The 22,945-nt window shown below is 64.2% G+C and carries 21 protein-coding genes; 7 read left to right on the plus strand and 14 right to left on the minus strand.

Annotated features, from left to right (window positions below):
* Positions 1-5: 5 nt before the first annotated feature.
* The gene (locus BM279_RS05130; protein ID WP_093501605.1) at positions 6-689 is read left to right on the plus strand and encodes a GNAT family N-acetyltransferase; all 684 of its coding nucleotides are present in this window, start codon (positions 6-8) and stop codon (positions 687-689) included.
* A gap of 182 nt (positions 690-871) precedes the next feature.
* On the opposite strand, the gene BM279_RS05135 is transcribed toward BM279_RS05130, so the two are convergent.
* The 3 genes from BM279_RS05135 to BM279_RS05145 all read right to left on the minus strand — a co-directional run bounded on the left by BM279_RS05135 (position 872) and on the right by BM279_RS05145 (position 3,532).
* Positions 872-1,477 (minus strand): LysE family translocator, encoded by a 606-nt coding sequence (locus BM279_RS05135; protein WP_093501607.1) that lies wholly within the window; start codon positions 1,475-1,477, stop codon positions 872-874.
* 46 nt (positions 1,478-1,523) lie between these two features.
* Positions 1,524-2,363 (minus strand): AraC family transcriptional regulator, encoded by an 840-nt coding sequence (locus BM279_RS05140; RefSeq protein WP_093501609.1) that lies wholly within the window; start codon positions 2,361-2,363, stop codon positions 1,524-1,526.
* A gap of 80 nt (positions 2,364-2,443) precedes the next feature.
* Positions 2,444-3,532 (minus strand): DUF1615 domain-containing protein, encoded by a 1,089-nt coding sequence (locus BM279_RS05145; RefSeq protein WP_093501611.1) that lies wholly within the window; start codon positions 3,530-3,532, stop codon positions 2,444-2,446.
* Between the two features lie 225 nt (positions 3,533-3,757).
* Between BM279_RS05145 and BM279_RS05150 the strand changes: the two genes are divergently transcribed.
* Positions 3,758-4,042 carry a hypothetical protein gene (locus BM279_RS05150; RefSeq protein ID WP_093502500.1) on the plus strand — a complete coding sequence of 95 codons (285 nt, stop codon included), beginning with the start codon at positions 3,758-3,760 and terminating at the stop codon, positions 4,040-4,042.
* A gap of 78 nt (positions 4,043-4,120) precedes the next feature.
* Here BM279_RS05150 and glgB read toward each other — a convergent pair whose 3' ends face one another.
* From glgB to BM279_RS05185, 7 genes are all read right to left on the minus strand, one after another.
* Complete coding sequence (gene glgB / locus BM279_RS05155; RefSeq protein ID WP_093501613.1) at positions 4,121-6,325, minus strand: 1,4-alpha-glucan branching protein GlgB; 2,205 nt, start codon at positions 6,323-6,325, stop codon at positions 4,121-4,123.
* Positions 6,322-7,956, minus strand: coding sequence for a putative maltokinase (locus BM279_RS05160; protein ID WP_093501615.1), 1,635 nt, complete (start codon positions 7,954-7,956; stop codon positions 6,322-6,324). The genes glgB and BM279_RS05160 overlap by 4 nt, the downstream gene beginning before the upstream one ends.
* Before the next feature lie 133 nt (positions 7,957-8,089).
* The gene (locus BM279_RS05165) at positions 8,090-10,114 is read right to left on the minus strand and encodes an alpha-1,4-glucan--maltose-1-phosphate maltosyltransferase (protein ID WP_244154122.1); all 2,025 of its coding nucleotides are present in this window, start codon (positions 10,112-10,114) and stop codon (positions 8,090-8,092) included.
* Positions 10,115-10,536: 422 nt separating this feature from the next.
* Complete coding sequence (gene ligD, locus BM279_RS05170) at positions 10,537-13,095, minus strand: DNA ligase D (protein WP_093501617.1); 2,559 nt, start codon at positions 13,093-13,095, stop codon at positions 10,537-10,539.
* Between the two features lie 11 nt (positions 13,096-13,106).
* A complete protein-coding gene (ku, locus tag BM279_RS05175) occupies positions 13,107-13,931 on the minus strand; it encodes a non-homologous end joining protein Ku (RefSeq protein ID WP_093501619.1) in 825 nt (274 codons plus the stop codon).
* Positions 13,932-14,050: 119 nt separating this feature from the next.
* Positions 14,051-14,293 carry a hypothetical protein gene (locus tag BM279_RS05180; RefSeq protein ID WP_013791909.1) on the minus strand — a complete coding sequence of 81 codons (243 nt, stop codon included), beginning with the start codon at positions 14,291-14,293 and terminating at the stop codon, positions 14,051-14,053.
* A gap of 61 nt (positions 14,294-14,354) precedes the next feature.
* Positions 14,355-14,846 carry an MgtC/SapB family protein gene (locus BM279_RS05185; RefSeq protein WP_425272664.1) on the minus strand — a complete coding sequence of 164 codons (492 nt, stop codon included), beginning with the start codon at positions 14,844-14,846 and terminating at the stop codon, positions 14,355-14,357.
* Positions 14,847-15,057: 211 nt separating this feature from the next.
* Between BM279_RS05185 and BM279_RS05190 the strand changes: the two genes are divergently transcribed.
* From BM279_RS05190 to BM279_RS05200, 3 genes are read left to right on the plus strand one after another with little or no spacing between them, the layout of a single operon-like run.
* The gene (locus BM279_RS05190) at positions 15,058-15,276 is read left to right on the plus strand and encodes a hypothetical protein (protein WP_093501623.1); all 219 of its coding nucleotides are present in this window, start codon (positions 15,058-15,060) and stop codon (positions 15,274-15,276) included.
* Positions 15,277-15,284: 8 nt separating this feature from the next.
* Positions 15,285-15,863, plus strand: a complete 579-nt coding sequence (locus BM279_RS05195; RefSeq protein WP_093501625.1) for an NAD(P)H-binding protein — start codon at positions 15,285-15,287, stop codon at positions 15,861-15,863.
* Positions 15,860-16,108 (plus strand): hypothetical protein, encoded by a 249-nt coding sequence (locus BM279_RS05200; RefSeq protein WP_093501627.1) that lies wholly within the window; start codon positions 15,860-15,862, stop codon positions 16,106-16,108. The genes BM279_RS05195 and BM279_RS05200 overlap by 4 nt, the downstream gene beginning before the upstream one ends.
* Positions 16,109-16,381: 273 nt before the next feature.
* Here BM279_RS05200 and katE read toward each other — a convergent pair whose 3' ends face one another.
* The 3 genes from katE to BM279_RS05215 form a co-directional block, all read right to left on the minus strand.
* Positions 16,382-18,520, minus strand: a complete 2,139-nt coding sequence (gene katE / locus BM279_RS05205) for a catalase HPII (protein ID WP_093501629.1) — start codon at positions 18,518-18,520, stop codon at positions 16,382-16,384.
* A gap of 247 nt (positions 18,521-18,767) precedes the next feature.
* Positions 18,768-21,224 (minus strand): glycogen/starch/alpha-glucan phosphorylase, encoded by a 2,457-nt coding sequence (locus BM279_RS05210; protein WP_093501631.1) that lies wholly within the window; start codon positions 21,222-21,224, stop codon positions 18,768-18,770.
* A gap of 18 nt (positions 21,225-21,242) precedes the next feature.
* On the minus strand, positions 21,243-21,641 hold the full coding sequence (locus tag BM279_RS05215; RefSeq protein ID WP_167363100.1) for a DUF2513 domain-containing protein: 399 nt from the start codon (positions 21,639-21,641) through the stop codon (positions 21,243-21,245).
* Positions 21,642-21,846: 205 nt separating this feature from the next.
* On the opposite strand from BM279_RS05215, the gene BM279_RS05220 reads away from it, so the two are divergent.
* Together BM279_RS05220 and BM279_RS05225 are read left to right on the plus strand one after the other, a co-directional pair.
* On the plus strand, positions 21,847-22,224 hold the full coding sequence (locus BM279_RS05220; protein ID WP_093501635.1) for a Rho termination factor N-terminal domain-containing protein: 378 nt from the start codon (positions 21,847-21,849) through the stop codon (positions 22,222-22,224).
* An 11-nt stretch (positions 22,225-22,235) separates the two neighbouring features.
* Entirely contained in the window at positions 22,236-22,514 is a 279-nt protein-coding gene (locus BM279_RS05225) for a YgaP-like transmembrane domain (protein ID WP_093501637.1), read from the plus strand.
* Here the strand turns inward: BM279_RS05225 and BM279_RS05230 are convergent.
* Positions 22,511-22,903 carry a flagellar basal body L-ring protein FlgH gene (locus tag BM279_RS05230; RefSeq protein ID WP_093501639.1) on the minus strand — a complete coding sequence of 131 codons (393 nt, stop codon included), beginning with the start codon at positions 22,901-22,903 and terminating at the stop codon, positions 22,511-22,513. The two genes, BM279_RS05225 and BM279_RS05230, sit on opposite strands and share 4 nt — an antisense overlap.
* Between the last annotated feature and the right edge of the window lie 42 nt (positions 22,904-22,945).

Genomic DNA, 22,945 nt, shown 5'->3' on the forward strand with positions numbered 1-22,945 from the left:
CGACCATGACCGACGATTCCCTGCTCGACTGGAAACCCGTCCCACCACCGCCCCGTGCGCCACTGGACGGCCGCTTCGTGCGTCTGGAGCCGCTCGACGCCCAGCGCCACGGCGAAGACCTATGGCTCGCCCTGCAAGGCCCGGACAGCGACTCGGCACTTTGGGACTATCTGCCTTACGGCCCGTTCGCCGAACGCAGTGCCTTCGACGCCTGGCTCGCCGGCAAGCAGGCGAGCGACGATCCCCTGTTTTTCACGGTGATCGACGCCGCGTCGAAACGTGCCGTAGGGCTGCTCAGCTTCCTGCGCATCGCCCCGGCCGATGGCTGCATCGAGATCGGCCATATCGCTTTTGGCCGCGCCATGCAGCGCTCGCCCGCCTCCACCGAAGCGATCTGGCTGCTGATGAGGCAGGCCATGGACGAGCTCGGCAATCGGCGCCTGGAATGGAAATGCAATGCACGCAACGCGCGCTCGGTGCGTGCCGCCGAGCGGCTGGGTTTCACCCAGGAGGGGCTGTTCCGCCAGCATGCAGTGATCAAGGGCCAGAACCGCGACACCGCCTGGTTCTCGATCATCGATGGCGATTGGCCGCCGATTCGCGAGGCCTTCGTACGCTGGTTGGCCGCGGACAATTTCGATGAACTGGGGCAACAGCGTCGGCGCTTGGAAGAATTTCGTGAGTCTTGACTTGGGCGCGGCGTTGCCGCTATTTCGCGCGCATGGCGCGCTCCCACATGAATTCATTTGCTACATGTAGGATCGGTGAAACCCATCTAGCGTTGATGGGTTTCACCCATCCTACGAAGCTACAAGCTTCAGCCAATAGACCTTGCGCCATTCGCCCCCGCCACGTCGAGGAACGTGAACGATTACAACGGCGCACCCAGCCAGGCCGAGGCCAACAGCAGCACGGCCATGATCTGGTTGAAACGGGTCATGGCGCGGGCCGACGTGAACAAGCGTGCGGCGCCGCGCCCCAGCAACGCCCAGCAACCCAGGCACGGCAGGGAGATGGCCAGGAAGATCGCCGCCAGCAGCGCTACCCGCAGCGCCTGACCGGGCCCCGGCGTGGCGAACACGCTGACCACCGCCAGGGCCATCATCCATGTTTTTGGGTTGACCAACTGCAACGCTGCGCCAGCGAACAGCCCGAGGCACTTCTCGTCCGCCGTCACCGCCGAGCCATCCAGCGCCGCCGCAGGGCTGCTGAAAATGCGCCAGGCCAGGTAGCTCAGCCACAGCACGCCAAACCAGGCCATCGCCCATTGCAGACGCGGGTGCCGTTGCAGCAATTCACCCAGGCCAAGCCCGACCGCCACCACGATGGCCGCCGCGCCCACACAGGCACCGAGCACCAGCGGCAATGTAGCCGCCACGCCATAGCGGGCGCTGCTGCCCAGCACCAGCACGTTGGTGGGCCCCGGGGTGATGGAGGCAACGAAGGCGAACAGCATGAAGGGCAACAACTGGGTCATGACGGGCTCCTGTACGATCCGAGCCCTGATCATCGACGCTGGCGCCTCAGCGGTCTGGAAGGTTTGAGCAGCGCCGTTGGTAGTTCGCCGGGGTGATGCCGTAGGCGCGACGGAACCAGCGCCCCAGGTGGCTCTGGTCGGCAAAACCGAGAATCGCCGCCACCTGCACCGGCGGCTCGCCACGGGCCAGCAGGTGCCGCGCACGAGCCAGGCGCAGTTGCACCAGGTACGCATGGGGCGCGAGGCCAAAGGTAGCCTTGAAGGCGCGGCTCAGCCGAAAGCGGTCCACGCCGCAGGCGGCGGCCAGGTCATCCAGGCCGATATCGCGGGTGTGCTGGTCATGCAGGAAGTCCCGCGCACGCTGGGCCACCAGCGGCAGGCGCGGGTCGACCTCCAGGCGGCGGCGCCAATGCAGGCGCTCGGTGAGACGCGCCAGAAGATTATCGAGGGCGGACTGCCTGACCATGCGCAGATCCCGACCATGCAGGGCGCCGAACGCTTCGACCACCGCTGCGAGCAGGCGCGGGTCACTGGCCAGGGTGGCGCCAAAGGCTGGTAGGCAGTCGGCCGGTGCCTGCTCGAACAGGCTGCGCAGTTCACGCTCCAGCCACTGGGTATCCAGGTACAGCATCGAGTAGGTGAAGCCTTCCGGCTCCGGCGCGTGGCCGTCGTGCAACTCGCCAGGCTCGAGCATGAACACCTGGCCGGCCAGGCTGCTGTTCAACTGCTTGCGGCAATTGAACTGCTGCACGCCCTGCTCGGTGAAGCCGACTAGGTAGGCGTCGTGCCAGTGGGGATCGTAGGCATGGCCGCGAAAATGCGCGCGAATGGTCTCGATACCGGTTTCTGTGTCCTGGGCTAGGTCGACCCAACTCTGCGCCCTCATGCCTGCTCCAGCGCCACGGGATGTGAGCGGGTCATGCTAACCGACCTGCTGCTCCCATTCTGGAACTTTTGAGCAGCCGTTCATCGGGCCCGCGCCATGCAGCGCTGGTGGCGCGCATCCACGCGTTCAGCGAACCAGGCGGTGGTCAGGCGGCGGGTAATCTTCGGGCTTTCCAGCACGATGCCCGGCAACAACTCGCGCTGCACCCGCTTGCCCTCGGCCTCGTCGGCCAGGGCGAAAACCCGCTCGTACAGGCGGCTGTCCTCGAACTCCAGGCTGCTGCCCTGCTCCAGATCCCGGCGAATCGCCCGGTCACTGAGATTCAGCCGCATGCCAAGGGAGCGCACTGCCAGCTCGGTGGCGCTGACCTTGCTGCTGCCGTGAATGATCAGGTCGCCATCCAGCGCCAGGGGAATGCCCGACGCACTGCTGACTGCATTCTGAAACGCCGCATTGCGGCTGGCGTACCAGCCGGCGTTGAAGTCGGCAAAACGGTACAGCTGTTTCGGGTAGTTGACCGGGTAGCCCAACAGATGAGCGATACCGAAGTACATGCCGCCACGACGGCTGAATACCTCGCGGCGGATCGAGCCGTCTGGCGGATAGGGATAGCTCTCGGCATGGGCCTGGGCAAAGGCAACACTCACCTGCATCGGCCCGCCGGTGTGCACCGGATTGAGCCCGCCGAACAGCTGGCGCCCCAGCGGCACCATGCCGGTGAAGTCATCGAAGATCTCGCTCAGCTGCCTTTCGGTGCGCACGCTGTCCAGGCGCTGCTGGTAGGTCTTGCCGGTCGGCGACTGGATGCGCAGCGCCGCGTTCACCAGCAGCCGGGGCACGTGCAGACTGGCTGCGCGTCGATCGATTTCCGCCCGGGCGACCTTGGCTAGCCCCGGCACTGGCGGGTCGGCGTTGAAGGTCGATTCCTGTTCGGTCACCGCCAGCACGGCGCAGATGTTCTCGGTGGTCGGCGCGATCTCCTGAGCGGCGAAGGCAGCGTAGATATCCGCGGCCCATCCTTCCCGATCCGGCGTGTTCATCGGCATCAGCCGCACGATCTGCGCGCGCACTTCGGCCGGTTTGGGCACCGGCTCACGTGGCTGGGACGCGCAACCAGCCAGCAACACGGCCAATAGCGCAGCAGATGAACGCAGGAAATGGGGCGTCACCGATGACTCCTCGCAATGGAAAGCTCGAAGCTCTGACAACGGCAACGCTGCGGTGTCCGCGATTATTTGCCGGGCATACCCGTCCGTAACGCCCTCTGGGCTGGGCAAAACAATCAGAACCCATTCACAAGCGAAGCGGTCTACCCCTCACGAAGGCCCGTAACGCCTGGCCTGCGGACGCGGAGCGAGTTGCGCTCCAGGATCGATATGAGCAAGGAGATCCACATGGTTACCCATTACAAGATCGACGGTCATCTCGCCTGCGGCACCCACGGCGAAAAGCTGGCCTCCAGCAAGGAACTCAACCAGGTGAAATGCCGCAACTGCCGCAACACCGAGGTGTACAAGCAGGCGCGCCGTGATGCCCGCAATGCCTCGCGACGCGCCGCCCGCAAGGCCAAGGTCGCACAGCCGCGTACCGACTGGCGCACTTCCTGGCAGCAGCACCTGACCGACCTGCCCGGCCGCAATCGCCTGCCACGAGGTTTTGCCGCACAAGCTTACGTGTGACGGCTACAGGGGCCTGAACAAGTCCCGCGCTTGAAAGCAGAAAGGGTGGGCCGAGCAATCGGTCCACCCTTTCTCGTTTCATTGCGGCTTGATCACCAGCGTGCCAAGTGGCGGCAGATCCAGGCTCAGCGATTGGGGCTGGCCATGGCTGGCCAATGACTCGCTGAACAGCCCACCCTGGCAGCCCGCATTGGAGCCGGCGTAACGCTCGGCATCGCTGTTGAGCAGCACATGCCAGGCGCCCTCTTTCGGCACGCCGATGCGGTAGCCGTTGCGCGGCTCGGGCGTGAAGTTGTGCACCACCAGCAGCGGCGCGCCGTCCTTGTCGTGGCGCAACCAGGCGAACACGCTGTTGCTGGCGTCGTCGCCGATCAGCCAGGCGAAGCCTTCGGCGCTGCCATCGAGCTGGTGCAGCGCCGGCTCATGGCGGTACAGCCCATTGAGATCGCTGACCAGTTGCTGCACGCCCTTGTGCTCGCCGTAGCGCAGCAGATACCAGTCCAGCTCGTGGTCGTGGTTCCACTCGCGCCACTGGCCGAACTCGCAGCCCATGAACAGCAGCTTCTTACCCGGATGGCTCCACATGAAGCTCAGGTACAGGCGCAGGTTGGCGAACTTCTGCCAGCGATCACCGGGCATCTTGTCGAGCAGCGAGCGCTTGCCGTGCACCACTTCGTCGTGGGAGATGGGCAGCACGAAATGCTCGGAGAAGGCGTACAGCAAGCCGAACGTCAGCTGATGGTGATGGTGGCGACGGTGCAGCGGATCCTCGGCAGCGTATTTGAGGCTGTCATGCATCCAACCCATGTTCCATTTGTAGGAGAAACCCAGGCCGCCTTCCTGGGTCGGTCGGCTGACGCCGGGCCAGGCGGTCGATTCCTCGGCGATCACCAAGGCACCGGGCACTTCCTGGGCGACCACGTCGTTGAGGTGGCGCAGGAAGTCGATGCTTTCCAGGTTCTCGCGCCCGCCGAAGCGGTTGGGGATCCACTCGCCTTCCTTGCGCGAATAGTCGCGATAGAGCATCGAGGCCACGGCATCCACACGCAGGCCGTCGATGTGATAGGTGCGCAGCCAGTGCAGCGCCGAGGCCAGCATGAAGCCGTGCACCTCGGTGCGGCCCAGGTTGTAGATGTAGGTATCCCAATCCTGGTGGAAGCCTTCGAAGGGATGGGCGTACTCATACAGCGCGGTGCCGTCGAACTGGCCCAAGCCATGGGCGTCGGTGGGGAAATGCGCGGGCACCCAGTCGAGGATCACGCCGATGCCGGCCTGGTGGCAGGCGTCAACGAAGGCGGCGAAATCCGCCGGGCTGCCGTAACGGGCGGTCGGCGCGAATTGCGACAGCAACTGATACCCCCAGGAGCCGCCGAACGGGTGCTCCATGATCGGCATCAGCTCGATATGGGTGAAGCCCAGTTGCTGCACATAGGGAATCAGCTGTTCGCTCAGCTCGCGCCAGCTCAGTAGGCGGCCATTCTCGCCGCCCTCGCGGCGCCAGGAGCCGGCGTGCAATTCATAGATCGACATCGGCGCCTGGTAGCCCTGCTGGGCCTGGCGCTGCTCGAGCCAATGCGCGTCGTGCCAGTCGAACTGCAGCGGCGCGGAGACCACCGAACCAGTGGCCGGCGGCAACTCGCTGGCCAGCGCCATGGGGTCGGCCTTGAGCGGCAGCAGGCCGTCACGACCGAGAATCTCGTATTTGTAGACTTCGCCCGGCGCCAGGCGTGGGATGAACAGTTCCCACACGCCGCTGGGCTGGCGCAGGCGCATCGGATGGCGGCGGCCATCCCAGCCGTTGAAGTGACCAACCACCGATACCCGACGCGCGTTGGGCGCCCACACCGAAAAGCGCACACCCTGCACGCCTTCATGGGTGGTGAACTGGGCGCCCAGGCTCTTGCCCAGTTCGCGGTGATTGCCCTCGGCGAACAGGTACAGGTCCATCTCGCCGAGCAGTTGACCGAAGGCGTAAGGGTCTTCGGTTTCCTGTACACCGGTGCCCCACTGGATGCGATAGCGATACGGCACCTGCTGCTCGATGCGGATGCTGAACAACCCCGGCACGCTGGACTGTTCCAGGGTGCCGAGCACCTCGCCACTCACCGCGTGGATCAGCTCGACACCAAGGGCGCCGGGCAGGTAGGCGCGAATGGTCAGCCCGTGGGCGAACGCATGGGGGCCCAGAATCGAAAACGGATCGCCATGCTCGCCCCGTATCAGGGCCTCGACGGCGGCGCGCTCGATACCCGCCACCTGGCGCTCGGTTTCTCCATTGCTCATCGTTTACCGCTCCCCAAGAGATAGTTGCTCAGCTCTATCAACCCTTGCACCGGAACTTCCAGCCAATCAGGACGATAGCGCGCTTCATACAGAATTTCGTAAGCCGCCTTCTCGATGCAGAACAGCGCCAGGGCTGCCACTTCACCTTCGCGGTCGTGCCAGGCGTGGGGCAGATCGGCTGCCGCCAGCCGGTAGGCTTCATTGAATGCGGTTCTGGCCTGGCTGCGATACAGCCCGGCGATATGCTGGCGGGCCTGTTCGGCCTCGGCAGTGACGTCACCGCTCTGGGCGCTGCGCATGGCCATGGCGGCCGCGTAGTCGAAGGAGCGCAGCATGCCGGCGACGTCCTTGAGCGGGCTGTAGAAAGCGCGGCGCTCTTCCAGGGTGCGAGTCGGTTCGCCCTCGAAATCGATCAGGTAAGCGTCGCCCTGCACCACCAGTACCTGGCCCAGGTGCAGGTCGCCATGCACACGCATGCGAATACCACCCGCCGACCGTCGCGCCAGGTCTTCGACCCGTTCGAGAATCTGCTCATGGCGGGCGGCCAGCCAGTCCGCCTGGTTGGCGGCTTCACCCGGTAAGTGTCCGCGCCCCTCGGCGATTACCTTCAGCGCCTCACGTACTTGCGCGGTGATGTTCTGCGACCACTCGGCCACTTCGGCGTCGCCGGTCTCGTGGTAGCCGAAGTCAGGGTTGTCGCTGGCCTGGCCGAGGGCCACATGCATCTCACCCAAACGCTTGCCCAACAGGACGGCGAAGGTTTCCAGCTCGGCCAGGGCGCCATGCCGGTTGTCCTGTTCGACATGCCCGCCGGCGAGTTCCTCGCGAACCGCGCGCTCCAGGTTGTTCAGCGTCCACTGCCAGGCATCGCCCTGATTGTTCAGGTAGCCCTGCAGAATCATCAGGGTGTGGGGCACGCCCTGCTCGTCCACGCGGCGCACTTCGCCCAGCAGTGGTGCGATGTGCGCGAAGCCCGCCGCCGTCAGGTAGCCGCCGATCTCCGCCTCCGGGTGGATGCCCGGCAGCACGCGACGTACCAGCTTGAGCACGGCCTGTTCATCGATGATCGCCGAGCTGTTGGACTGCTCCGCGGAGATCAGCTTGACCTCGGCATGGCTGAGGTCGCCCAGCTCCTGCAGGCGCGCAGTGGGCACGAACTGGATCTCACTAGCCTGCCAGCCCAGCACGCGGCGCGCACTCAACTGGCCCATCACATGGCGCACGAAACCCGGCAGTGTATAGCCGTCGGTGAGCAGCCCTACCTGACTACCGCGCCGCAGCCGGGCCAGGGCCAGTTGTTGCGGCAGGTCGCTGCCGGCGTCCTGCTCGCCCACGTAGCCGAGCGGCACCTGATAGTGTTCGATACTGCCGGACTGGCGTACGACCTCAACTTCAGCGAGCACGTAAGGTTGATCCGCGCTGCCGAACGGGACGGCATACAGCAGCTTCAACTGCTTCACGTCCTCGGCCCCGCCGGAGAACCAGCGCCGCTTGGGTAGGTAAGCCGGCAGGGACTCTTGCTCAAGAGTCGCGCGAGCCGGCAGTTGCAACAGCTCGGCGAGTTGGTCGTTGATCACCAGGGTGGTCAGCTCCGGCATGGGATCGACCGACGTTGAGTGCGAGCTGGTCATGTGCGCCTCCTCGGCGAGCAGAAGCCAATAGATGCCAGAGGACGACCGAGTGAACCGGCCATCGAGTGGCCCGCTCCGCAGCGGTCATCAGGAAAGGTGCAATGCCAGGCTCGGCGTGCCATCGAACGGTTCCTCAGCTCGCCACGCGGATGCGCCAGATGCCGAACGGCTGGTGCCAGGGCTCGATACGCATCCACTGGGTCTTGCCGTGCCAGTGCCAGGTGTGGCCGGTCATCAGGTCTTCACCGTGGGTAGTAGCGTGGTCATCCAGGCCCAGTTCCCACAGCGGCAACTCGAAGTGCGCCTCCTGGGCGTTGTGCGGGTCGAGACTGACCGCCACCAGAATGAAGTTCTCGCGGTCGGCGGTGCGCTTGCCGAAGTACAGGATGTTGTCGTTCCAGCAGGTGTAGGCCTGGAACCCCAGATGGGTCTGCAGCGCCGGGTTCTGCCGGCGAATGCGATTGAGCTGGGCGATCTCGGCGACGATGTTGCCCGGCGCCTGATAGTCGCGCACCCGAATCTCGTACTTCTCCGAATCCAGGTACTCCTCCTTGCCCGGTACCGGCAGGGATTCGCAGATCTCGAAGCCCGAATACATGCCCCACAGCCCCGAGCCCATGGTCGCCAGCGCGGCGCGGATCAGAAAGCCCGCGCGGCCGCTGTGGTGCAGGAAGTACGGGTTGATGTCCGGCGTGTTGACGAAGAAATTGGGGCGATAGCAATCGCGCCACGGCGCCTCGTTGAGCTGGGTCAGGTAACTTTCCAGCTCGGCCTTGGTGTTGCGCCAGGTGAAATAGGTGTAGCTCTGGGTAAAGCCCACCTTGCCCAGGCGCGCCATCATCGCAGGGCGGGTGAAGGCTTCGGCGAGGAACATCACCTGCGGATGGGTCTTGCGGATATCGGCGATCAGCCATTCCCAGAACGGCAGCGGCTTGGTGTGCGGGTTGTCGACCCGGAACTGGTACACGCCCAGTTCCACCCAGCCGCGCACCACGTCGCGCAGCGCCAGCCATAGGTCGGGCACCGCATCCCTGGCGTAGAAGTCGACGTTGACGATGTCCTCGTACTTCTTCGGCGGGTTTTCGGCATGGCGGATGGTGCCGTCCGGGCGCCAGCTGAACCAGCCGGGATGCTGCTCGAGCCATGGGTGATCGGGCGAGCACTGGATGGCGAAATCCAGGGCGATTTCCAGGTCATGCTCGCGGGCCGCCTCAACCAGCGCGACGAAATCCTCACGGGTGCCGAGCTGCGGGTGAATGGCCTCGTGGCCGCCGTCCGGGCTGCCGATGGCGTAGGGGCTGCCGGGATCGTCCGGGCCAGGGCTCAGCGAATTGTTGCGACCCTTGCGATGGGTGGTGCCGATGGGATGAATCGGCGGGAAGTACAGCACGTCGAAGCCCATGGCCTGAATGGCCGGCAGGCGCTTGATCACGTCACGCAAGGTGCCATGGCGCTCGGGGTCGTCGGTTTCCGAACGGGGGAACAGCTCGTACCAGCTGGCGAAGCGCGCCAGCGGGCGCTCCACGTCGAGCAGATAGGTAGCGCTGCGGGTGCGATGCGGATGGCCTTCGGCGCGGCGTACCAGGGCAGCGGTTTCGGGCGCCAGCAGCAGCGCTACGCGCTCGTCCAAGCTCTGCAATTCCAGCAACTCGTCGCACAGCGCCTGCAGGCTGATGGCCAGATCACCCTCGGCCCTGTCAGCGGCCTCGCGCAGCAAGGCCTGGCCTTCCTGCAGTTCGAGGTTAATGTTGACGCCGGCGCCGAATTTCTTCGACAACTCGTAGCAGTAACTGGCGTAGATGTCCCACCAGGCCTCGATGAGAAACTCCACCTCGCCGACACGCTGCGGAGTGATCTCGGCCTGCCAGCGCTCGAGGCCGACATCCACTAGTGGTTCGCGATGCCAGTCCGACGCACCCATGTCGCGCCACAGCACCTCACCGGCCAGCTTGTCGTGGCCATCGGCGAAGATCAGCGCGCTGACCGTGACCCGATCCCCGGCGATGGCCTTGGCAGCGAAACGCCCCTGTTCGACCTGCGGCTCGACCTCCTCGATGGCCAGGCGCGGCAACTGCAACGCACGCTCCAGCGACAATTCTCCGTGATTCAAACGGACCGGTTCCTGCAGAAAGTCGGCTTGCGAATAAGCAGATGGCATCGAAACGGGCTCCTCACGCCTGGCAGGCGTATAAGCTGTTGCGCCGTGGCGCGCCACGGGCTGCAGGCGACAGTACCTGGCTGAATGCGGTGTGCCGTCGGCACCCGTCGCCCTTCTCTGGCGCAAGGATTCCCGGGTGCCGCGACCTGTCTATCTCCGAACCTGGCGGCTTTGGCAAAGTTCATAGTTTCCGAGGCGAGGCAGCTGTGTCTCAGAACCTGCACACGACCGTTAAGGCGGCATTGAATAAGGTGCTAAAAAGCAGAAGCGGTCGTTCACTCGTGGGAGAGGCTTTAGCCTCGAGCTCTTTATTTGCCTTTAAAAACTCGCGGCTAAAGCCGCTCCTACAAGATCGCGATCGGTCAATCCACCACTTTGCAATCAAAGCGCTGAAGTCGAGCCCCAAGATCGTAAAAAGGATCTCAGGGCGCCTCGACACCGAGCTTCCTCCACATGGCCTTGGTGATGCGTTGGCGAGTGGCATAACCGGTCCAAGGATCCTCATCGAGCTTGGCCAACCGCTGTTGCAGGTTGCCGATATGCCACTGTTTCGAGTCGCGCAACTGCCCCAGTTCTTCGCGGCTGATCGGCACCGATACCGGCAGGCCGGGCCGCGCGCGCACCGAATAGGCAGCCACGGTGCTGGCGCCGCGGCCGTTGCGCAGATAATCCAGGTAAACCTTGCCGACGCGATTCTTGGGGCCCATACGAGCGCTGAAGCGATCCGGCAACTCGCTGGCCATGAACTGCGAAATTGCCTTGCCGAAGGCCTTCAGCGTGTCCCAGTCGACATGCCGGGCCAACGGCACCACGAGATGCATGCCAGCACCGCCGCTGGTTTTCACGAAGATTTCCAGGCCCAGTTCGTCGAGCACCGAGAGGCTCAGGCGCGTGGCCTCCAGCACGGTGCGCCAGGGCAGCGCCGGGTCCGGGTCGAGGTCGAGGATCAGCCGGTCCGGCCGCTCGATGCTGGCGTAGGCGGCATTCCAGGTATGCAATTCGATGGTGCCCATCTGCACGGCGCCGACCAGGGCCGGTACGCTGTCGATGGCCATCAGCCGGTCGTGACCGGGGTCGAGGTCGGCATCCAGATGACGGATATTGGGAATCGCCAAGCGCTCGGCATGCTTCTGGAAGAACTGCTCGCCGCCGACGCCGCCTGGCGCGCGCAACAGCGAGACCGGCCGATTGCGTACGTCGGGCAGCAGCCAGTCGGCAATCTCGGCGTAGAAGCGTGCGAGCTGCGCCTTGCTGGTGCCGCTCTGCTCGTCGATGACACGCTCTGGATGACTGACCGACACCTCGCCGATCTGCTCACGCCCCTTGCGCGGCGAAACCTTGCCGGGCTCTTCATTTCCTGACGCGCCCTCTTCCACGACCTTGGCTGACGCCGGCTGTTCCTCGACGATCTGCTCGACCGGCTTGTCGCTGCGCTCGCCGACGAAGGCGCCCTGGCGCACCAGGCCCTCGCCGGTCCAGCCGGCGAAGGCCACCTCGACCACCAGTTGCGGCTCGATCCACTGCACGCCACGGCGCTGGGCCGCGCCTGGCTGCTTGTGCAGCGGCGAGTCATCCCGCGCCAGCGCTTTCATGCGTTTGTGCAGATTGGCGAGCAGCGCCTCGTTGAAGCCGGTGCCGACCCGCCCAGCGTAGCGCAGGCCCTTCGCCTCGTTGACCGCCAGCAGCAGCGCACCGAAACCCGAGCGGCTGCCCTGGGGCTTGGTGAAACCGACCACCACGAACTCCTGGCGCTGCCGGCACTTGAGCTTGATCCAGTCGGCGCTGCGCGAGGATCGATAGGGGCTGCCGGCACGCTTGCCGATCACCCCTTCCAGACCCAGGGCACAGGCGCTACCCAGCACGCTCTGATGATCGACCTCGAAGGCCTCGGAGAAGTGCAGCGGGCCTTTGCGTTTAGGCAGCTTCTGCTGCAACGCTTCGCGGCGTTGCTCGACCGGCAATTCGCGCTGGTCGACGCCATCGAGCCAGGGCGCGTCGAACAGGAAATACAGGATGTCGCCGCTGCGCGCGTCATCGAAGGCGTTCTGCAGGGCCTGGAAATCCGGCATGCCCTGTTTGTCGAGCACCACCGCCTCGCCGTCCAGCCAGCTGTCGCCAAGCCTCAGTTTCTCCAGCGCCTTGGCCTGGGGCGCCATGCGCGCCGTCCAGTCGTGGCCGTTGCGGCTGAACAGCGTCACTTCGCCGCCTTTGACGCGGGCCATAATCCGGTAACCGTCGTACTTGATCTCGTAGAGCCAGTCGCCGGCCGGCGGCGACTCAACCAGGGTGGCCAGCTCGGGCGACAGGCTATCCGGCATGGCAATCTTGGCGGCTTTCTTGCGGCTCGCCTTGGCCGGTGCCTTGCTGCGCGATTGGCTCTCGCGCGCCTGGTTGGCGGCGGGCTTTTCCATGCCACCCACCAGCTCGCCGCTGATCACGCTGGCCGGCAGCTCGCTGACGATGTCGTACTCGTCGGCGGGCCGGGCCACGTCATCCTGCTCCTTGATCAACAGCCACTGCTGCTTGTCGCCGCTGCCTTTCAGGCGGGTGCGCACCAGGGTCCAGGCACCACTGAGCTTCTCGCCGATCAGGGTGAACTTGAGCTTGCCGGCCTCATACGCCGCGACGGGATCGCCCTCGGGCTGCCAGATACCCTGATCCCAGACGATCACATCGCCTGCGCCATAGTTGCCCTCGGCAATGCTGCCCTCGAAGCTGGCGTAAGCCAGCGGATGATCCTCGACATGCACAGCCAGGCGCTTCTGCTTAGGGTCCAGGCTCGGCCCCTTGGGCACGGCCCAGCTTTTCAGGGTGCCTTCCAGCTCCAGGCGAAAGTCGTAGTGCAGGTTTCGGGCATCGTGCTTCTGCACCACGAACGTCAATGCACCCGCCTTGGCCCGGCTGCGCCGCGCAGGTTCGCGGGGCTCGCTGGTGGAGTCGAAATTGCGCTTGCGGTTGTATGCACTGGTTGCCTTGGCCATGGCCGCTTACCTCACTTGGCCGAGCGTTTGCGCGCCGGTTTGCTGGAATTGCCCTCGAGGCTGCGCTTGAGCAGATCGGTAAGGTCGATGACGTCGGCGCTCTTGCTCGGCGGCTTGCGCTCACCACTTTCCACGTCTTCGATCTTGCCGGCTTTGGCCTTCTTCTCGACCAGTTTCATGATCTTGTCGCGGAAGGTGTCCTGATACTCATCGGGCGACCACTCGACGCTCATGTCACGCACCAGGCGCTTGGCCATATCGCGCTCGCCCTTGCTGAGCTTGGCGCCGGTCACCGCCGCACTCAGCTCCAGGGTATCCAGGCCACGCACTTCATCGGGCCAGCGCAGCATTACCAGCAGCAGCGCATCGCCGTCGACCATCACCGCCGCCAGGTGCTGCTTGACGTGCAGTACCACGTTGGCGAGCGCCACCTTGCCGGAGCTCTTGAGGGTCTGCTGCAGCAGCGCATAGACCTTTTCGCCGCGCTTGTCCGGCGCCAGGTAATAGGGGCGCTCGATGTTCTGCAGGGGAATGTTCTCGGCATCGAGAAAACCGAAGATGTCGATGGTCTGGGTGGACTCGGGGTGAGCAGCGCGAATCTCGTCTTCGCTGATGATCACGTAGCGGCCCTTTTCCACCTGCACGCCCTTGGCGATGTGCTCCTTGTCGACTTCCTTGCCGGTGGCCTTGTTGACCCGCTTGTAGCCAACCGGCTCCATGCTGCGCGCATCCAGCCAGTCGAAGTCGATGCCCTTGGATTCGGTGGCCGAAACCAGCGACACGGGAATGTGAACCAGCCCGAAACTGATCGCCCCTTTCCAGATTGCACGCGCCATGTGGCGATCTCCCGTAATGTTGGCCTTTACGGGTGACTGGCCGGTAAAAACAAAAGTTTCAGTGATCCGCCGGAGGGCCCGGCGGCAACGGCGCGGGCTCGCGCCGGGAGGGAATGGGGCTATAGCGCGACGCCGTCGCGGTAGATCACGTCGCCGTCGATGGTGATGTCGCGGATCTGGCGCAGCATGTTGTCGGCGGCGGTTTCCGCCTCGCTCTCGCACACCGAGCCCAGTGCTGGCACCCAGAGCAACTGCACGGCAGCGCCGGCGCATTTGGGTTGGTACTCGATCAGGCCAACGTAGTGTTGGCCGTCCTTCATGGCGTCCGTCCAGGCAATGCATCCCTTGAAATTACGGAACATACCCAGCTCCCATCTTCACGAGGTACTCCATAAGAGCGCTGCCAGCTCGCAGACGTTCCCGTCATCTACGCGCGCGCTTCTCCAGCCAGGCGATCAGGTGCGGCACGGTGTTGAAGATGAACAGCGCCATCAGCGTGGCCAGCACCGCCGTGGCCTCGCGCCCCATGCCGATGGTGATGCCGATGGCCGCGGTCAGCCAGATGCCGGCGGCGGTGGTGAGGCCCTTCACCTCGGTCATCGAGTCGCCCTTGATGATGGTGCCGGCGCACAGGAAGCCGATACCGGCGACCAGGCCCTGGATGACCCGACTCATGGCATCGTGCTCGGCGCCCATCTGCGCCGGCACCAGCACGAACATCGCCGAGCCGATGGCCACCAGCATATGGGTGCGCACGCCGGCCGCCTTGCCGCTGGTTTCTCGCTCGAAGCCCAGCAAGCCGCCTAGCAGCGCCGCCAGCAGCAGCCGCAGGGTGACCTGGGTCAACTGCTCGGGGGTACTCAGATCGGAAAATTCGCTGGCCAGCGTGGCCAGTACCGCGTCCCAGAAACTCAAGTCTGTTGCTCCAGCCTGCTCGCTCATGAAGTCCAGCGCTGCGCTCGCCCGCGCCTGTGCAATCGACCCGTGCCTCGACCAGAGGTTTGCCTTTTTTGCCAGCTTACCGCTGGGCGAAAAACCTGAACGCCATGCAACGCCGGCTTCTCTATTGTCCTGACAGGCGAGCACGCCGCCTCGCGTCCGAGGCGCACGACGAAAGGAGGTTCGGATGTCCAGAAATCACTACTTTCTCGTCAGCTACCGGCTTGGCAAGCAGAAGAAATCCACGGAAGTGCAGGCTGCAGCCTCGGTGCTAACGCCCGAACAGGCCCGTTACCACATCGAATCGCTGCACAGCAGCGAGCTGCCCAGCGAGATCACCGATATCGAAGTGAAGCCGATGGGTGATGCGGCCGACCAGGAACCCGGCCAGCAGCGACAGACTTGAGCACGATCATGAGCAACCTTGGCCCCATCGAGAAAATCGCCCTCTACGGCGCACCGGATCGCGTCAACGACGCGTTGCAGGACGTCGCGCTGGAGCGCGGTCTGCAGGTCGTGGTGATCGTCGATGACCCGACCGATATCGCTGCACGCCCAGGTCTGGCGGCCAAAAGCGGCACGCCGTTCGACGCTGACAGCGTGGCGCGAAGCGTGGCCGGCACGGATGCGGTGATCATGGTGCTGAACAGCCGTTCGCTGCATATCGGGGGGTTCGAACGCACCTACGACGCCATCATCGCCTTGCTCGAAGGGCTGCCGACGGCGCGGGTCGAACGCCTGATGCTGATCGGTGAGCACGGTTGGCTGGATCGCGATGACGGGCTACCGACCGAGAAACTCGAACACCTGCAACACAGCCTGCATAAATCGCCACTGGCGTGGACGCTCGTCGATGCCCCCGTTAAAGAGCCAAATGCATTCATGACGCTGCAACAATACGCCTGCAGCGTGATAGACCAATGCCTGCAGGGGACGAGCGTCAAACAGCGTTTGCACGTCGACTCTCGCCCGCAGGCCGAGGAGGCCCCATGAGTCCTGAAAGCTATATTCTGTTGATGATTTCCGGTTGGTTACTGGTATCGGCGGCCATGTTGTGGGGCATGTTGCGCCTGCTCAAACGTCATCAGCTCGAAGCCCAGCTGGCCGAAGACTTCCCTGCCCTGCCCGCCTCACCCAGCGATCCGGTATGGCGTCGCCAGCATGCACCGCGACGCGCCAAACTGCGCGCCCGTGCCCAGCGTACCTGTCAGCAGCATGCGCACGTGCTGATGAGCTAAGAATCAGTTGACGATTTTCAGGCAACGTTGAAGAGGCAGCTATAAGGCAGAAGCGGCCGTTCGCGTAACGCGTAGGAGGGGCTTTAGCCCCGAGCTTTTTATCAAGGCGAACAAAGAACTCGCGGCTAAAGCCGCTCCTACAAAAGTGTTCTGCTCACCGGCCTCTGCCGCCACTTTGCAGGCAAAGCGCTGGAGTCGGGCCGGACGATTGTGAAAAGCTTCTAATACCCAGCTGAAAGCCCCTGCACCTCGCGGTACAGGGGCTTTTTCACGTCAGGCTGGAATCGCCTTGGTCAGTGGCTCGCGGGCCCACACGCGGTGCTTGGCGATGGCCGCGGTGAACGGCTGAACCAACCCGCTACCCGCCTTCCCGGTGAGCAGCCCCTCATCTTCCTTGAGGCGCAGCAGCTTGAGCAGGTCGGCCGATTCGCCGCACAGGCCGATGGCCTTGAGGTGCTTGTAGGCTTCGAGCAGGTAATGCAGTGCCACGCCATCGCCCTCCAGGGCCTTGGCGAAGCTCGCACCACCCGGCACCCATACCGCATCAAAGGCCACCGAAGGCAGGCCCTGCATGGAGTCGTTGGGCACCAGCTGCTTGCCGGCGTCGCTCTTCACCGGCGCGGCGCTCGGCGCCAGCAGCTTGAACTGCGCACCCTGCTTGTCCAGCTCGACGGTAAGCGCATCGATATCCGCCTGCTTGACGCCATCGCCAATCAGGATCGCGATCTTGCGCGACTTGATATTGCCCGGCAGCAGGTTCATCTGGCTCAGGGCCGGCGACGCCTTGAGGGAGATTTCCGGCACTTGCACGGTCGGCCCGCTCGGCGCGTCGACACCGACGTTGGCTGCTACCTGCTTGGCCAGATCCAGGTCGATGTTGGCGAGAATCTCGTGCACCTGGCGCTCACGGATGTACAGGCGCTCGACCTTGCCGAGTTCGAAGCTGTAAGCCGCGACGATGTGCGCTTTTTCGGCGTCGCTCATGCTGTTGAAGAACAGCCGCGCCTGGGAGAAGTGGTCGCCGAACGACTCGGCGCGCTTGCGGATCTTCGGCCCGGACACTTCCTCGGGATAGCTGACGTAGCCGCCGCCCTTCGGGGCTTCGGGAGTTTCCTTCGGCCAGCCGCCATCGATGGAATTCGGCTCGTAGGAAGCGCGGCCCTTGTTGATGGTCTGGCGGTGGAAGGAGTCGCGGTTGTTGTTGTGGAACGGGCAGACCGGACGGTTGATCGGAATCTCGTTGAAGTTGGGGCCACCCAGGCGCAGCAGCTGGGTGTCGGTGTAGGAGAACAGCCGGCCCTGCAGCAGCGGGTCGTTGGTGAAGTCGATACCGGGCACGATGTTGGCCATCTGAAAAGCCACCTGCTCGGTCTCGGCAAAGAAGTTGTCCGGGTTGCGGTTCAGCACCATTTTGCCGACCACGCGCACTGGCACCTGCTCTTCGGGCACCAGCTTGGTGGCATCGAGCAGGTCGAAGTCGAACTTGTGCTCGTCCTCCTCGGGAATCACCTGCAGGCCCAGTTCCCACTCCAGCGGGTCGCCGTTTTCGATGTCGTCCCACAGGGTACGACGATGGAAATCCGGATCCTTGCCGGCGAGCTTCTGCGCCTCGTCCCAGACCAGGGAGAACACGCCGGCCACCGGGCGCCAGTGGAATTTCACGAAATGCGCGCGGCCTTCGGCGTTGACAAGTCGATAGGTGTGCACGCCAAAGCCCTGCATGCCGCGAAAGCCCACCGGGATGGCGCGGTCGGACATGGTCCAGAGCACCATGTGGGCCGACTCAGGGGTCAGCGACACGAAGTCCCAGAAAGTGTCGTGGGCGGATGCGCCGGTGGGGATCTCGTTGTGTGGCTCAGGCTTCACCGCATGCACGAAGTCGGGAAACTTGATGGCGTCCTGGATGAAGAACACCGGCATGTTGTTGCCGATCAGGTCGAAGTTGCCTTCGTCGGTATAGAACTTGGTGGCGAAACCGCGCACGTCGCGCACGGTGTCGGCCGAGCCGCGCGGGCCCTGCACGGTGGAGAAGCGCACAAACACCGGCGTCTTCTTGCTCGGGTCGGTGAGGAAATCCGCCTTGGTCAGCTCGCTCAGGTCTTCGTAGACCTGGAAATAGCCATGGGCTGCTGCGCCGCGGGCATGCACCACGCGCTCGGGGATACGCTCGTGATCGAAGTGGGTGAGCTTCTCGCGCAGGAACACGTCTTCGAGCAGCGATGGGCCGCGCTCGCCGGCGCGCAGGCTGTTCTGGTTGTCGGCGATGCGCGTGCCGTGGTCGTTGGTCAGGGCCTGGCCGGTGGCGTCTTCACGGAAACGTTCGAGTTGTTCGATCTTCTTGTTGCTGTTGCCGCGGTCGACGGTGTCGGTTCCCGCCAACTCGCTGGTACGGCCCTTGTCTTTGGACTTCATCAGTCATCTCTCCTCACATGGGTATCGCCCGCCGAATCGATCGGGGGCAACAGCGTCCTCCGCGCTCAGGCAGGCACGGTATGGACGTATGGACGCCTCACGAATGTGAGGCCATTTGGCTGGGGACGTTCGGGTTATTTGGCGAGGCGATGCCCTGCAACAGGACGGACGGCACTAAAGCCTGGCCTCGGCATGAAAAAGCCCGGCATGCGCAAGGCATGCCGGGCTTGTCGTTATGGCGCAGCGATCAGCTGTCGATGCCGGACACGTTCCAGATTTCCTTGGCGTATTCGCGGATGGTGCGATCCGAGGAGAACCAGCCGGTGCGCGCGGTATTGAGTACCGCCGCCTGCCACCAGCGATCCGGGGTGCGCCAGAGGATGTCGACCTTGCGCTGCGCTTCCCAGTAGGCCTGGAAGTCGGCGCAGACCAGGAAGCGGTCGTGGGCCAGCAGGCCGTCGATCAGCCCGGTGTAGCGGCCCGGATCGTCCGGCGAGAACACCCCGGAGCGGATCGCCTCCAGTGCACCGGCCAGGCGCTCGGAAGCCGCCACCTCGGCGCTCATGTTCAGGTCACGCCGCGAACGCGCGGCGACCTGCTGGGCGGTCATGCCGAAGATGAACATGTTCTCGCGGCCGATCTGCTCGGACATCTCCACGTTAGCGCCATCCAGGGTGCCGATGGTCAGCGCACCGTTGAGGGCGAACTTCATGTTGCTGGTACCGGAGGCCTCCAGGCCGGCCGTGGAAATCTGCTCAGAGAGATCCGCTGCCGGGATGATCACCTCGGCCAAGCTGACATTGTAGTTGGGGATGAACACCACCTTGAGCAGTCCGCGCAGGGTCGGGTCGGCATTGACGGTGCGGCTGATGTCGTTGGCCAGCTTGATGATCAGCTTGGCCTGGTGGTAGCTGGCTGCAGCCTTGCCGGCAAAGATCTTCACCCGCGGCGCCCAGTCGGTGGCCGGGTCGTTGCGCATCGCCTGGTACAGCGCCACGGTGTGCAGCAGGTTGAGCAGTTGGCGCTTGTATTCGTGGATGCGCTTGACCTGCACGTCGAAGATCGCCTGGGTGTCCAGGCTGATGCCCATGCGTTCGCGCACCAGTTCCGCCAGGGCCTTCTTGGCGTGCTGGCGCTGAGCGGCGAACTGCTTGCGGAACGACGATTTGGCAGCGAACGGTTCGAGCGAGCGCAGGGTGGTTTCCGGCGTGTCGAGCACGCCCTCGCCCAGCGCGCCGACCAGCAGCTCGGTCAGCTGCGGGTTGGCCTGGAACAACCAGCGGCGGAAGGTCACGCCGTTGGTCTTGTTATTGATGCGCTCCGGGTACAGACGATGGAAGTCGCTGAACACGCTCTTGCGCATCAGGTTGGTGTGCAGCGCCGACACGCCGTTGATGCTATGCGAACCCAGGAATGCCAGGTTACCCATGCGCACGCGGCGACCATGGTCCTCGTCGATCAGCGAGATGGAGCGCAGCAGGTCGAAATCGTGGATGTCCTTCGCGCGCAGCGAATCGATGTGGTACGCGTTGATCAGGTAGATGATCTGCATGTGCCGCGGCAGAAGGCGCTCCATCAGCGATACCGGCCAGGACTCCAGCGCCTCGGGCAGCAGGGTGTGGTTGGTATAGGACAGGGTCGCGGTAGTCAGCTTCCAGGCCTCGAACCACTCCAGGCGGTACACGTCGACCAGCAGGCGCATCAGCTCGGCCACGGCGATAGCCGGGTGAGTATCGTTGAGCTGGATGGCGACGCGGTCGGGCAGCGAATGAATGTCGAGGTTCAGCTCCAGGTGCCGGGCGATCAGGTCCTGCAGCGAGGCGGACACGAAGAAGAATTCCTGGCGCAGACGCAATTCCTGGCCGGCTTCGGTGCTGTCGGCCGGATAGAGCACGCGGGAGATACTCTCGGCCTTGACCACATCGGCCACCGCGCCGAAGTGATCGCCGGCGTTGAAGCGCTCCAGCTGCAGATCTTCCTCGGCGCGGGCCCGCCACAGGCGCAGGGTGTTGACGCTGGAATGGCGCCAGCCGACCACCGGGGTGTCGTAGGCAATGGCGCGCACCTGCTCGTTGGGGTGCCACTCGTGGCGCGAGATGTCGCCGGAGTCAGCCAGGTTCACCACGCTGCCGCCGAAGCCGACGCTGTAGCTGACTTCCGGGCGCTCGAACTCCCATGGGTTGCCGAAATCCAGCCAGGTTTCGGTGTGCTCCTGCTGCCAGCCGTCGACCACCACCTGGCGGAACAGGCCGTGCTCATAGCGGATGCCATAACCGTGGGCGGCGATATTCAGGGTCGCCATGCTTTCCATGAAGCAGGCGGCCAGGCGGCCCAGACCACCGTTGCCGAGGGCAGCATCGGGCTCCAGATTGCGAATCTGCTCGAAGTCCACATCCAGCTGCGCCAGCGCTTCGCGGGCGGTATCCAGCAGGCCGAGATTGCTGAGGTTGTCGACCAGCAGGCGACCGATCAGGAACTCCAGCGAGAGGTAGTAGACGCGCTTCTGCTCCTGACGATCGACCTGCAGGGAAGCATCTTCCCAGTGGTCGATCAGATGGTCGCGAGCGGCCAGGGCGACCGCTTCGAACCAGTCGTGGGCGAAGGCGTTACCTGGATCCTTGCCCACCGAATACCTGAGCTTGGCCAGGATCAGTTGTTTGAAAGTATCGACGGTGTCTGTTGCTTTCACTGTTTCCTCGGCCATGCGGGTTCGCTCCCTGAATCAGTTGTAGACGTGGCCGTTATGACCCTCTTCGGCGCCGCGGCTGGCGGCGAACAACATGGAGTCGGCGGTCGGCGCGTTCTTCAGGCCTTCATAGGTGATGCCGCCGGCGCGGGCCTGCAGAAAGGCCTTCTTGGCTTCCCAGAGCGAATCTTCGCGGATGCCGTCGAGCAGATCATGGCCGGTCAGGGTCAGGCCGTTGGCGATGGAGACCGGCGCGCCGTTCCACGGATGGTGCTGGGAGCACTCGATCAGGTTGGCCTGGCACATCAGATGAATATGGTAGCTGACCGATTCGGCAGTGTGCTCGCCGACTTGCTGCGGGTAAAAGTGGTGTCCGGTTTCCAGTGCTTCGATCTGCAACAGCAGTTCACGGATCAGTTCCCAATCACGTTTCATCAAGGATCTCCTCAAATAAGGTTCAGCGGCTGGCGGGCGCATGCCAGAGCGCACCCGGCCCCAAAAGCACTTAGCAATGAGTCCGGTATCCAGAAGAGAGTTCCATTGCTCTGCCCAAATGCCGACGACCACTCATCCAGCGCCCTGAACCCGACGCTATGCTGGCCTGCCACACAGGTATGACCCCGCTTTGGAGGAGACCGAGATGCCACGTGGAAGCAAAGACAAGTACACCGAGGCCCAGAAACGCAAGGCGGCGGCCATCGAATCCAGCTACGAGGAGCGCGGCATCCCCGAAGACGAGGCACGGGCCAGGGCCTGGGCGACCGTCAACAAGCAGTCCGGCGGCGGCGAGCGCGCGGGCGGCTCGGGGCGCCAGACCAGCGCAGGGCAGAAGGCCAGCGCCCGCCAGGATTCCGCCCGCCAGGCAGCCGCTAGCCGACGCGGCGAGGTGCATCCCAACCGCCCCCTGGACGAACAGAGCAAGCAGGAACTGCTGCACCTGGCTCGCGCCCGACAGATCAGCGGTCGCTCGACCATGCGCAAAGCCGAACTGCTCAGCGCCCTGAAGAAAGCCTCTTGATAGGAGCCCCCATGCCTGCACATGACAACAAACGCAGCGCGACCAACCTGGCGCCCATGGAACGGGTGATCTCCATCGCCGGCGGTGCACTGTTGATTCGCAAGGGGCTGGCCATCGGTGGCCTGTTAGGGCTGACCGACATCGCGGCCGGCGCACTGGGCATCTTTCGCGGGGTGACCGGCATCTGCCCGGCCAAACGGCGCATGGCGGCGCGTGGCGGCGCGTGGCAAGGCCGCAGCGCTGAAACGCCTGCTGCCGCCGCAGCGCCTGTTGGAACAGTAATCGACTAGCGGTAGGAGCAGATCATCGCCAGAAACTGGTTTTCGGTGCTGGTGCCGTGGGGTGCGGCTTCATCCCAGAGAAGCAACTCGCCGTTGTAGTAGGCGAAATACAGCGCGCCTTCCTGATCATCGCGCTTGGCGAAGCCGCACACCGCCAGGTCATCGCCGGCCGCATTGGCCGCCGTACCGAACAGGGTGTCGAATTCGACGCCATCGGCATCGATGGCCGTGAACAGACTGGCCTTGGCCGACTCGATATCCGCTTCGCTCGGCGTGACCTGCACCCGGGTTGGGTTGATCTTGCCGGTCACCGGCACCTGCAACGCCGGCGGCTTGCCGGGCGTGGTGCAACCGGTCAGCAACAACAGCACCGCGAAACCCGCCATCAGGCTCTTCATCTGCTCACTCCCAAGTCGATGCCGGGCTATATGTAGCAGCGG

The sequence above is a fragment of the Phytopseudomonas straminea genome, from assembly GCF_900112645.1.
GTDB classification, from domain to species: Bacteria; Pseudomonadota; Gammaproteobacteria; order Pseudomonadales; family Pseudomonadaceae; genus Aquipseudomonas; species Aquipseudomonas straminea.